Origin of the sequence: Mesorhizobium sp. M0296 (assembly GCF_040321675.1) — a bacterium.
Lineage (GTDB): Bacteria > Pseudomonadota > Alphaproteobacteria > Rhizobiales > Rhizobiaceae > Mesorhizobium.
Window position 1 is genome coordinate 64,944 of record NZ_JAMYRZ010000007.1, and the last position, 11,932, is coordinate 76,875.

Consider the following 11,932-nt stretch of genomic DNA (forward strand, 5'->3'; position numbering starts at 1 on the left):
CCGTCGCGCCCCGATACGCGACGGCATCAGCGTTCAGGAATTTCGAGTCCAGGGTTGTGTCGGATAGAGACTGGCGAGAGCGGCTTTGTGGCCGACGCGTTACGCGCCGAGTGGCAGATCATCGCCCGACAGGGCCCGCGGCCTACACGGTGGCCTCATTCACCAACGTCTGTTGCCGTATGCTGGCCGCGGCATCCGTTCCATGAAAGTCCCGGTACCATTCGACAAAGCGTCGCACTCCGTCCTCTAGCGGTGTTGCCGGGGCGAAGCCGACGGCCTGGCGAAGATCGCTGACGTCGGCACGCGTCTCCAGAACGTCGCCAGGCGGCAACGGCACATCCACGCGAACTGCCCGGCTGCCAAGAGCGGTCTCGATGATCGAAATCAGCCGGTTGATCTCCTCGGGCCGGTCGTTGCCGATATTGTAGACGCGATACGGCGCGGAACTTGTGGCAGGGTCGGCGGTGCAAGGGTCCCAATTCGGATCTGGCTGCGGCGGTGTAGCAAGTGCTCGAACCACGCCCTCAGCGATATCGTCGATATAGGTGAAATCTCGCCACACGCGGCCGGCATTGGCTACTTCAATTGGTTTGCTCTCGACGATCGCGCGCGTGAACAAGTAGACGGCCATGTCGGGCCTGCCCCAAGGGCCATAAACGGTGAAGAAGCGCAGTCCGGTCACGGGCAAGCCGAACAAATGGCTGTATGAATGCGCCATGAATTCGTTCGAACGCTTGGTGGCGGCGTAGAAGCTGACGGGATGATCGGCGCCGTGGTTTTCGGAAAACGGTATGGTTCGATTCAAGCCGTAGACGGAGCTCGAAGAGGCGTAGACGAGATGACTGACGCCATGATGCCGGCAGCCCTCAAGGACGTTGAGAAACGCCACTATATTCGATTGCACATAGGCGTGCGGGTCAACAAGTGAATGACGCACGCCGGCCTGAGCCGCGAGATGGACAAGATGTGAGGGGCGAACGTTTGAAAACAGCAACTGAACGCGCGCGGCATCCGCCAGATCCATTCGTACCGGCGTGAATTTCGCCTCGCTACAGAGGCGTGCAAACCGCGCTTCCTTGAGCCGCAGATCGTAATAGGGCGTGAAATTGTCGACGCCCACGACTTTGACACCAAGACGCAAAAGCCGTGAGGCCACGTGAAAACCAATGAAGCCCGCGGCGCCGGTGACGACGATCGGTCCTGTCCGTGCAAGTTTCTTCACCGCGCGGTCCGAACGGGATCGAGCGATTTCCATCTTCTCCGCTGCGGCAAGGACAGAATCGCTGCATAGATCGTTGTCCACTTGTCGCCTTTCGAATCCGTTCGACAGTACCGAATAGCCGGTCCGGGATTGCGGCTTTCGATATTTACGCTGGCGCATCGAACCTAGTGGAGTGCGCAATGCGGTGCACGACCTGCCAAGTCATGACACGCCAACTTGCGTAGTTTGAATCCCGGGCGGATGCCGACGTCCGGCGATTGGATCTAAGTGGCCGGCCTTACGGCAGGACCGAAATACGGCCAAGAAGAGCCACCAGTTCCGCCTGGCGTTTTGTTTCGGTCTTGGCGAACAGCGAGGCAAGCTGGGAACGGATCGTGGTGCGGCTGAGACGCCAGCTGCGAGCGATCTCCAAAGGTGCGTCGCCCTGGGCTAAGCGCAAGGCGAGGTGCGTTTCTGCGCTCGTCAAGCCAAACATTCTTTGCAGCGTCCGAGGATTTGGCCCCGACCTGTTGTCGCGATCCAGCAGCGCCACAATGCTCGTTCCGTCGGGAGCGATAACGCCGTTCTCGTTCAGTATCACCGGTCGGTCGCCCCTGCTGCGGATCACCACCCAAGACAACGAGCCCGGCAGGAATTGGCCCGGAACATTCGCGATCAGCCGCCTTAGGGCGGCCGTAAGTCCGCTCGCCGTGTCGGCCGCTTCGCCCTGGCGCTCAAGCGTGGTTTGGGCGGCTGCGTTCCACTCGACTACTTTTCTTTCGCGATTCAGCACGAGATAGCCACAGCCAATGCGATCAAGCACGCCGGTTATGGATTCCAGACTGCGGCCTTTTGGTTCGCCGAACCTTGCGTCCAATGGATCCGATGCGCGATCGGGAAGGTGACCAGAAGAGGGCCGCGTATTCCGCGCTTCAAAATCATACTTGGTCCTCGTAACAATGTACCGATTGCTCGAAGCATCGACCTGTCTATCGATCAGATTCATTTTCTACCCCTAACCCAAAGTTTCACACGCCCGAAATAAATATTCGGGATTCATGTAGTCTTCTATGTGTAGCTGGATTCTAGTCTTCTATGCGCTGACGGATAATACGTTCATCACCACCTTGAAAACTTAATATGATCCGACAGTTCTAAGGCAGCTCTTAGGCCCCGCTGCGTCCGATAAAATGCGCGCTATGATAGCGGTATGGCAATCCGGCAGTGGTACTAAGCTGTACGTTTTTTGCTCTAGTCTCGACGGGCTAGTCAGAAGGTTGTAGTCTGTGTCCATGAGCTCGCAGTCGCGCAGGTCGAATTCGAACCCGTCGGGCAGATTGCTAACTCATATTGCCTCTGCATCGGTGTTAGCTGCCACACTGATATTTGAAATAAAATCGTCAGCCTATATTGGGCAAGGCGCCAGTTTTCTGGAATTTATTCCGGCTATTATTATTATCGCCTATCTCGAAGACCGTGTACCGGCGCTCGCTGCGACCATTCTGATGGTGGCTGTCGGGCTGTGGGCACGAGGACACGATCAGATTTCAAGTGGAGATTGGGCACGCGCAATCCTGCTTCTGGTTTCGGGTGGCGTGATTGCCATGACCTTCCATCGTCTGCGGCAGGACTTGCGTGAGTTGCTGGAAGTCGCGGAGGCCAGGCTCGCTGCCGTCGAGGCGACCGAAAGCCGCTATCGTTGGGCCTTCGAACGTGCTGCCATGGGATTCGCGAACACCAACAAGAAAGGTGAGTTGCTGCAGTCCAACAGACGCCTTTGTGAGATGACCGGGTACAAGGAGGAGGAGCTTGCCCAATTGCAGCTCGATACGCTCGCCCATCCGAACGACCGGGATACCTTGGCGCAATTGCTGGCGAGGTTGGGCAATGACATTTCTTCGTTCGTTTCGGAGGTGCGTCTGTCACGAAAGGACGGTACGGCATTCTGGGCCAGGCTAACGCTTTCTTCGTCCGTGCCCGAGGGTGGCCTCTCGGAGAGCATCTTCGTGGTGGTCGACGATATTTCGGAACGACGCGCTGTTCACGAAGCGCTTCGGGCCCAGAAGGAATGGCTGGACCTCGCTCTGTCTGCTGGACGCTTGGCCACGTGGCGCATAGACCTTAAAGACGGAATAGTCACGGGCTCGGACACGTTCTGGGACATTCTCGGCCTGGCCCAGGCCAATAGCCGCAGTTTGGAGGAGCTATCAGCTGTCGTTCATCCGGCGGACTGGCCAAAGCTGGCGGCATCGAGAAAGGCCGCGCCCTCGGTCACGAATTACGATGTTGAGATACGCGTCCGCCGACCGGACGGACATATCCGCTGGGTTGCGCTGCGCGGAAGGGAGGAAAGACATGATGATGGTGGACAGCGGCTTGGAGTGGCTGCCGACCTGAGCGAGAGACGACAAACCACGCTGCTGCGCGCCGCGGCAAAGAAGCGGGAGCGCATCATGCTCGAACAGCGTCACAGATTCGGCAACGTTTTCGCGGTGATCACGGCGCTCGTGAAAATGGTCGATGTTCCCGGAAACAACGTCGCCAAATACAAGGAAATGCTGATCGACCGGATACGCGCGCTCGAGGCAACCCATCTGCTTCTTTCACGCAACGGCAGCGTATCGGGGGCGATAAACGATCTCGTTGCGCAAGAATTGCACCCATATATTGGAACACGTGCGATATCGGTCAGCGGTCCTTCCGTGGCGATGTCGGGAGGCGCCGCCGAGAGTTTTGCAATGATCGTTCACGAGCTTGCCACCAATTCCATGAAATACGGAGCGCTTGCCGATCCAAAAGGCCGGATCGACGTAAGCTGGACGTTCGCACCTGAAGAAACAGGCAGCGATATCGTGTTCGAGTGGGTGGAATCGGGGCGGCGTAGGACCTCAAGCGTAGTCCGTCATGGCTTCGGTTCCATGATAATCGGAGTGGATGGAGCGCCGCTTGTCGGTCACTCTCCCAGGCTGGAAATATCGGACCAAGGGTTGCGGTATTCGCTGCGGCTGTCACGCAAGGAAATCGGATTTTAGTGCAGTGCTCCAATCGGAAAGCAGATATCTAAAGGCGGGTCGCGCTGAGCGGCCTTTGAGATGCGCAGGGTTCCTTCCAAGAATGTCCTCGGCCCAAAGCTGCGCCGCGGCTTTGGGATATGCAGTAAAATGCATGAGGAGTCTTGGGACGCCGTTTGCACGTCCAAAAGGACGCGCGGCGCTCTAGCTGGCATGTCTCGAAAGCCAAGTCTTCAGCATAACGGCAGCCTCGGTCCGATTGCGTACCCCCAATTCACGCAGAACCGCAGCAGCGTGGATTTTCGTGGTCGCCTCTGCGATTTCCAGATCGCGCGCAATTTCCTTGTTTGAATAGCCTTCCGCCATCAGCTTGAGGACTTCCTTTTGCCTCGAAGTCAGCCTGCCAAGGTTGACGCCAGCGGTACGCCTCTGTGGGCCTTTGTCGTCGGAATGGGTATGCGCGTGGGTTGTTTGCGTCGCTCCCGGGCGTGACAGAAGTGCAGGAACATAGATGCGGCCGGAGAGGATTTCATTGACGGCCAAAACAACCTCTTCGTCCGTCTGCGATTTTACGATGTAGCCGTGAAGCCCGATCGACAGAGCCGTGAGTATTTCCGAGCGTGAATCGTTTCCGGAAACGATCGCAAATCGCGTGTCCGGATAGGCAGACAGGATCCCGCCGAGCACTTCTTGATTGAACAGGCCCGGCATATTCAGATCCAGGATCGCAAGATCCACGAACGACTGCTCTGCCAGCAAACTGAGCACCGCGTCGAAACAAGACGCTTCAAAGATCTCCACACCTGGAATGCCTGCGGTCAGTGCCAATCGCAAGCCGCGACGATACAAGCCGTGATCGTCGGCGATGACGATTCGATACATTGAACTACCCCAACGCCAATCTGAATGGATTGAACGGTAATGGCCTGAAAGTCGTGGCCATCCACTCGTCGATTCATCCAGCCGACGCTGCGGCACCCCCAACACCGCAAACGCCAGATTTCTAATATAATCTTAAATGACGGGAAACGCTCCTCTTTTTTTGCCCCTTGTGAGCGAAACCCGCCGAACGTCGTCGAACATACGTTCTGACCTTTTGGACAGCTGACAGACCGGCCGGCCGTTCAGCAGTGCTATAGGTCTAAAGATATAGAACAGCAAAACGGCTGAATTGTTACCATTCGAATGCACGACGACATCCACCCTGACGGCCACATACCATCCAGATGCAGTGTCCGGATCAGGGGACAGTGGAGAAATCTCACCGGTCTTCTACGGGAAATCTCACCGGTTCTTCTGAGGGGACAAGAACGCGTTTCCCGGGTGCTGACCAGGGCAGGATAGCCGGCCCGTGACGATAGCGTTCAGGCCGAATGAACAAGGGAGGACCAGGATGAAAGCGGTTATTCAATGTGGAGGAATGGGAACACGCCTCCGCCCCTTCACTTCGGTCTTGCCGAAGCCGCTCATGCCGATCGGCGCACGGCCGGTTCTCGAGATGCTTCTGAAATGGTTGCGACGCAACGGCATTCAGGAAGTTTATATTACAACCGGGTATCTCGGCCACTTGATCCGCACCGTGTGTGGAGATGGCTCGCAGTGGAACCTGAAAATTCGATATACGCAGGAGATGGAGCCGCTTGGCACCATCGGGCCACTGTCTTTGATCAGGGATGAACTGACGGAGCCATTCATCGTTCTCAATGGCGATGTCCTCACGGATCTAAGCCTCAGTCGATTTGTAGCAGCGCACCGTAAGCACACCGATCCAGTGACGATCGCAACAGCCTGTCGCCTGATCAAGATGGATTTCGGCGTCATCGACGAAGTCGACAATACCGTGCAGGTCTTTCGCGAGAAGCCGACGCTTTCGCATCTGGTCAGCATGGGAATTTACTGCATGAACCCGGATGTTCTGCAGTTTATCCCATCCGGCATACCCTTTGGGTTCGACGACCTGATGCTGCAGATGATGCAGAACGGCACAACCGTGCACGTGTACAAACATGAGGGTCTCTGGCTCGATATCGGGCGCGTCGACGATTTTCAGAACGCACAGACCATTTCCTGGGAAGACCAGTCGGCCTCGATCGAGGTCACTGCGACGGCTGCATGATGAAGTCACGAGCCCGGTTCCCACAGTTATCAGTCTAGGAGGTTGTGATGCTCTTGGTCAGTGCCCCGATCTTGGGTGTGCCGGAGAAGACTGCTTTGACCAAGGTCATCGACAGCGGCTGGCTGACCATGGGGGAGCAGGTACGAGCCTTCGAACAAGCTTTTGCCGACGTTCATGATGCGGAGGATTGCGTCGCGGTCAGTTCTTGCACCGCAGCGCTTCATCTCATTTTGCACGCACTTGGCATCGGACCGGGCGACGAGGTGCTGGTGCCATCCTTGACGTTCGTGGCGACCGCAAATGCGGTCCTCTATGTCGGTGCGACGCCGGTTTTCGTCGACATCGAATCAGCCGACGTGCCGCTGATGTCGATCGTGGAAGCCGAAGCGAAATGCACGGCCCGCACCAAGGCAATCATTCTCGTTCATTTCGCCGGCTACCTCGCCGATCGGGAACAATGGCAGAGGCTCGCCCGTGCCCGGGGGCTGCACATCGTCGAGGACGCGGCGCATGCGCCGGGCTTGAAGGAGGTGGGGACATTTGGTGCCGCAGCCGCCTTCAGCTTCTACGGCAACAAGAACATGACCACGGCGGAAGGCGGGGCTGTGATCGCCAGGGATGCCGGTCTGCTCGAGACAATCCGCCAGGCGCGTGGACATGGGATGACCACCGGGACACGTCAAAGGCTGAACAGCCGCACCCCTCAGTATGATGTCACCATGCTCGGATTCAACTATCGCATGGATGAATTGCGGGCTGCGATCGGACTGGTCCAGCTGCAAAATCTGCAGGAGTGGAATGAGATCAGGCGTATCCTGGTCATGCTGTATCGCCGTCTCATAGCGAAGCATTGCCCGGCCGTGACCATCCCGTTCCACGAGCCGCGGACGTCGGCCTACCACATCATGCCTATCCTTTTGCCACGTTACGCCGACAGGCAAGACGTCATCGACGCACTGCGCGGGCAAGGGATACAAACCACTATCCACTACCCGCCGGTGCACCAGATGACGCTCTATCGTGAGCTCATTCCCGGTACTCACTTACCGCGCACTGAAGATTTCGCGCAGCGCGAACTGACTGTACCGCTGCATCCGCAGATCACCGCGCCATTGGTCGAATCGGTAGTCGTCGCTCTTGCCGCGGCGGTCAATAATTGCGCTCAGACAGGAACAGCCGCATGAATGCCCTGGACCTAGCCATTCACCGGTCTAACGTCTCGAGCGCCGCCCATGGGTCTGCGAGACGAGCAATCGATCTCGTCATTGCTGCAGCCGCGGCGATCGTCTTCGCCCCGCTGATGCTGCTGATTGCCGTGGCGCTGCTGCTGGAAGGCGGGCGGCCCATCTTCTTCACACAGACCCGCGTCGGGGCCGGTGCTCGCCCATTCCGCATGTACAAGTTCCGCAAGTTCAGCGTGCAATGCGACCCCGGTGGCTTGGCTCTGACCATGGCCGATGACAGCCGCATGACGCCAATAGGACGGTTCCTCGCCGTCACCAAGTTCGACGAACTGCCACAGCTTTGGAACGTCTTCAGAGGCGAGATGGCAATCATCGGGCCACGCCCGGAGAGCCTTGCCTTCGCCGATTGTTTTCGCGGGGGCTTCGAAGACGTTTTACAATACAAGCCAGGCTTGCTGGGTCCAGCCCAGGTTCTCTTCCGGCATGAAGCCCGTTTCTATCCGCGATCGGTGGACCCGCTACTGTTCTATCGCCAGGTTCTGTTTCCTGCCAAAGCCAGGCTCGACCTTTCCTATTATCCGCAGCGCACGATCGGCTCCGATGTTGTGTGGATGGTGCGCGGCTTGCTGGCGGTGCTTGGCGTGGTTTCGCCGCCGCCGATTGGACCTTGAGAGCAGGGGGGACATCCGCGCTCTCGTGGATTTGCAAAGTCAGTGCCTCACGTCATAGGGGGAACGCTTGGGTCATGGCATACAAGGGCAGGAAAGTTCTGGTTACGGGTGCCGACGGGTTCATCGGTTCTCATCTCACCGAAGCACTCGTCCGCAGCGGCGCCGACGTCACCGCGCTGGCACTCTACAATTCCTTCGACAGCCACGGCTGGCTGGACGATTTGCCTGACACCATACGACGCCAGTTGAATCTCGTCCGCGGCGATGTCCGCGACAGCGCGTTCCTTAACCGGATCGTGCGTGGCCAGGCGGTCGTGTTTCATCTCGCCGCACTGATAGCTATCCCGTATTCGTATGCCGCTGCCCAGTCCTATGTGGAGACCAACATCCTGGGCACGGTCAACGTTCTCGAAGCGGCGCGCCAATGGGAGACGGAGCGTGTAGTGCACACTTCGACAAGCGAGGTTTACGGCACCGCGCTGACAATGCCTATCAGCGAATCCCACCCGTTGCAGGGACAGTCACCATATTCGGCATCCAAGATCGGCGCGGACATGATGGCGGAGTCCTACGCCAGATCGTTCGACATCCCCGTGGTCATCATGCGGCCCTTCAATACGTACGGCCCGCGCCAGAGTGAGCGGGCCATCGTACCGACCATTATACGCCAGGCTCTCGACAAAAAATGCCCCGCGATCATGGTGGGAGACACAAGCCCGATCCGCGATCTTACTTTCGTGGAAGACACCGCGGCGGCGTTTTTGACCGCAGGTTCCGCCGAGCTCGAATTTGGCCATGCCTACAATGCCGGTAGCCAGCGCGCTGTGACGATCTCGGACATATTGGATCTGGTGATCGAGTTGAGTGGCTGCAAGAAACCAATCCACCGCGACGAGCGCCGCCTGCGGCCGCAGAATTCCGAGGTGCGTGCCTTGCTGGCCGATTCTTCGCTCCTCGAAAGCAAGACTGGATGGCGTGCCCAGACCAGCCTGCGCGAAGGCTTGGAGCGGACCATCGGATGGTGGCAAGGGCGCCTCAGCGAAGGCCGGGTGCGACACGAAATGGGTTACATGACATGAGCTTTCGCCCGGGAGGATTGGCTCCGCTGTTGATTGCGGCCGCGGTATCGCCGGATTCGAGCCAGAAGGAGATTGTCGCCCATGGTCCTCGTTGATCGAATCCTTATTGTCGTGCTCGGCATGCTGGCTGCCATGGATATGGCTGCTGCAGCGGAACCGCGGGTCGCCTATCGACTTTCTGCCGGCGACACCGTCGAGATTGGAATTGCCTCCATCCCGGAGCGAACGCAACGTGCGGTGGTCCAGATGGACGGCACGATCGCGCTTCCCGAAGTCGGTATGGTTTCGGTGGGCGGCTTAACTCCGGCTGAACTGCAAACGCGCATGCAGACGATCTTGCCGACCAAGATATTCCACCAGCGTCTGCCTGATGGGCGGGAGCAAATGATCGTCATCAAGCCGACAGACGTGACCGCCGTGGTTGCGGAGTACAGGCCGATCTATGTGACCGGCGACGTGCTCACTCCCGGACAGCAGGCCTACCGCCCGCTGATGACCGTGCGGCAGGCGATTGCCGTGTCAGGCGGTTTCAGCCTTTTGCGGTCCCGGGCAAACCAGGTTGGCCCAGATCCGGTGGATCTGCGGCGCGATTACGAGTCGCTTTGGGGGGAATATACGAGAGATTATTTTCATAGCGCCCGCATCCGCGCCGAACTTCAGGACAAACCGACTTTCGACATGCAGCCACCACAAGGATCTCCCTTGCCGGCAAGTTTTGCGTCGGCGATCGCGCAGGCTGAAGCGGAAGGGCTGAAGCTCTCGTTGGACAACTTCCAGCAAGAGCAGGGCTTTCTGGATAAAAGCGGCAAGGATGCCGCCGCACAAACCGAGACCTTGCTCAAACGCGAGCAGGCCGAAGCGGATGGGGTGAAGGCGGACGAAGACGATCTGGCGCGCGTAAGGAAAGCGTTTGAGTCCGGAAATCTCACCAACAACCGGCTCGCCGACGTTCGGCGCGCTTTGGTTCTCTCTTCCAGCCGGGCACTCGAAACGTCGGTTGAGCTTATGAGAGCACGACGTCAGCAGGACGATTTTGCCAGACAGCACGAACGCAATGACAACCAAAGGCGGATGGGTCTGCTGATCGAGTTGAAGGATACCAACGTGCGCCTTGCCGACGTCAGCGCAAGGCTTCGCGCCGCCAGCCAAAAGTTGCAGCCCACGGGAGCTGCCGCACTGCCGTTGCCGGTTGCCGGCGAGAAGGTCCAGGCCGAGGTCACGATCATTCGCAAGGTCGGCGAAGAATGGCGAAAACAGCTTGCCCAAGAAGACACCGAGGTCATGCCGGGAGACACGATCGAGGTCAGATTCAGCAGCGCTCTCGAAAATGCGGCGACCCGATAGATCGGGCCGCGTTTCGCAACCGCTTTACTGCCTGAAGGCCCTGGAAAACTGGTCGGTAAGGGGCTTCATCAAGTAGGACCAGACACTGCGCTCGTCGGTTCTTATGTGGACTTCGGCGGGCATCCCCGGTTTGAGTATTTTCTCTCCTGTCAGGCACGTCGCTTCATTCTCGACGTCGATGCGCGCCGAAAAAAAGGAAAGCTGGCGTTGCTGATCCTTGATCAGATCCGCTGAGACGCGCTTGACCGAGCCTTCGCAAGCAGGTGTGGTGCCGGCGTCGAACGCTGGAAAGCGGATCGACACCTGCTGTCCGGGATGAATCTCATCGATACGCGACGGAGGAATGGAAGCGTCGACGACAAGGTTGTCGGAATCGGGCACAATCATCATGAGCACCTCTCCTGCGCCAATCACGCCTCCTACGGTATGGACCGAGGATTCTTGTACTGTGCCCGATTGCGGGGCACGAATGTCTGTCCTGCTGAGTTCGTCTTCGGCCACCACCTTGCGCTCACTGAGCTCGGTCTGCTTGGCTTCCGTTTCGCGAAGTTCGTTGGTCACGTCGCTCCGCATTTGTTCGTCGAGCTGAAGCACCTGCAGGTCCGTTTCACTGATGTGAGCTTGTACCTCTGCTATCGCTGCGACAAGGCGTCCCGATTCGCCGCGAGCCCGGGTCTTGTCCAGGCTGACATTGCTCAACCTCTCCTTGGACACCAACTTCTTTGCGTAGAGAGATTCGACATCCGCAAGGTTCTTGGTCAGCAGATCCAGAGACTCGTCCGTTGCAGACTGCTGCGATTTGAGGCCATCGATCTGACGTTCCAGCTGCTTCGCGCGGCTTTGTAATTGTGCCTTCTGGCCAGCCAGCGCCGCAGCACGGCTTTCAAACAAGGCACGCTCGCCACTGACAAGTGCCACCACTTGCGGGTCGCCCATTTGAGCGCGAAGGTCGGGCGGGATCTGCATTTCCGGCAGACCCTGGCGCTCGGCCTCCAGTCGGGCCAGACGAATGGTGGCGCGATTGAGGTCCTCGGTGATTATCTGCAGGTTTGCTCGGGTCAATGTGTTGTCCAGCCTGACCAACACATCGCCGGCCTTCACATGATCGCCGTCCTGCGCGAAGATTCCGCCGATGGTGCCGCCGGTTTGATGCTGGACCTTTTTAATGTTGCTTTCGACCACCACGGTTGCGGGCGCAATCACCGCGCCGGCAATCTTGGTCAATCCCAACCAGAGCCCTCCGCCAAAGATCAACAGCAAGCTGGTTGCCAGGCCCAAGAGCAGATTGGCCCGGATGCCATCCGGCTCTGGCTTCGTCTCCAACGA

10 protein-coding genes are annotated in these 11,932 nt (G+C 58.3%); 6 read left to right on the plus strand and 4 right to left on the minus strand.

What is annotated here, in order from left to right; all coding sequences use genetic code 11:
• Window positions 1-142 precede the first annotated feature (142 nt).
• Together NKI97_RS09455 and NKI97_RS09460 are read right to left on the minus strand one after the other, a co-directional pair.
• Window positions 143-1,255 (minus strand): NAD-dependent epimerase, encoded by a 1,113-nt coding sequence (locus NKI97_RS09455; RefSeq protein ID WP_352449680.1) that lies wholly within the window; start codon window positions 1,253-1,255, stop codon window positions 143-145.
• Window positions 1,256-1,499: 244 nt separating this feature from the next.
• Window positions 1,500-2,207 carry a helix-turn-helix transcriptional regulator gene (locus tag NKI97_RS09460; RefSeq protein WP_352449679.1) on the minus strand — a complete coding sequence of 236 codons (708 nt, stop codon included), beginning with the start codon at window positions 2,205-2,207 and terminating at the stop codon, window positions 1,500-1,502.
• A 286-nt stretch (window positions 2,208-2,493) separates the two neighbouring features.
• On the opposite strand from NKI97_RS09460, the gene NKI97_RS09465 reads away from it, so the two are divergent.
• A complete protein-coding gene (locus NKI97_RS09465) occupies window positions 2,494-4,233 on the plus strand; it encodes a sensor histidine kinase (protein WP_352449678.1) in 1,740 nt (579 codons plus the stop codon).
• Between the two features lie 183 nt (window positions 4,234-4,416).
• On the opposite strand, the gene NKI97_RS09470 is transcribed toward NKI97_RS09465, so the two are convergent.
• The gene (locus NKI97_RS09470; protein WP_023675618.1) at window positions 4,417-5,094 is read right to left on the minus strand and encodes a LuxR C-terminal-related transcriptional regulator; all 678 of its coding nucleotides are present in this window, start codon (window positions 5,092-5,094) and stop codon (window positions 4,417-4,419) included.
• Between the two features lie 511 nt (window positions 5,095-5,605).
• Between NKI97_RS09470 and NKI97_RS09475 the strand changes: the two genes are divergently transcribed.
• From NKI97_RS09475 to NKI97_RS09495, 5 genes are all read left to right on the plus strand, one after another.
• Complete coding sequence (locus NKI97_RS09475) at window positions 5,606-6,328, plus strand: nucleotidyltransferase family protein (protein ID WP_023675619.1); 723 nt, start codon at window positions 5,606-5,608, stop codon at window positions 6,326-6,328.
• A gap of 47 nt (window positions 6,329-6,375) precedes the next feature.
• Window positions 6,376-7,512 carry a DegT/DnrJ/EryC1/StrS family aminotransferase gene (locus NKI97_RS09480; RefSeq protein WP_023675620.1) on the plus strand — a complete coding sequence of 379 codons (1,137 nt, stop codon included), beginning with the start codon at window positions 6,376-6,378 and terminating at the stop codon, window positions 7,510-7,512.
• Window positions 7,509-8,183, plus strand: coding sequence for a sugar transferase (locus NKI97_RS09485; RefSeq protein ID WP_023675621.1), 675 nt, complete (start codon window positions 7,509-7,511; stop codon window positions 8,181-8,183). The genes NKI97_RS09480 and NKI97_RS09485 overlap by 4 nt, the downstream gene beginning before the upstream one ends.
• Window positions 8,184-8,257: 74 nt before the next feature.
• Window positions 8,258-9,262: an SDR family NAD(P)-dependent oxidoreductase gene (locus NKI97_RS09490; RefSeq protein ID WP_023675622.1), complete on the plus strand. Its 1,005-nt coding sequence runs from the start codon at window positions 8,258-8,260 to the stop codon at window positions 9,260-9,262.
• Between the two features lie 81 nt (window positions 9,263-9,343).
• The gene (locus NKI97_RS09495; RefSeq protein WP_352449677.1) at window positions 9,344-10,606 is read left to right on the plus strand and encodes a polysaccharide biosynthesis/export family protein; all 1,263 of its coding nucleotides are present in this window, start codon (window positions 9,344-9,346) and stop codon (window positions 10,604-10,606) included.
• Between the two features lie 24 nt (window positions 10,607-10,630).
• Here NKI97_RS09495 and NKI97_RS09500 read toward each other — a convergent pair whose 3' ends face one another.
• Window positions 10,631-11,929: an HlyD family type I secretion periplasmic adaptor subunit gene (locus NKI97_RS09500; RefSeq protein WP_352449676.1), complete on the minus strand. Its 1,299-nt coding sequence runs from the start codon at window positions 11,927-11,929 to the stop codon at window positions 10,631-10,633.
• Window positions 11,930-11,932 lie beyond the last annotated feature (3 nt).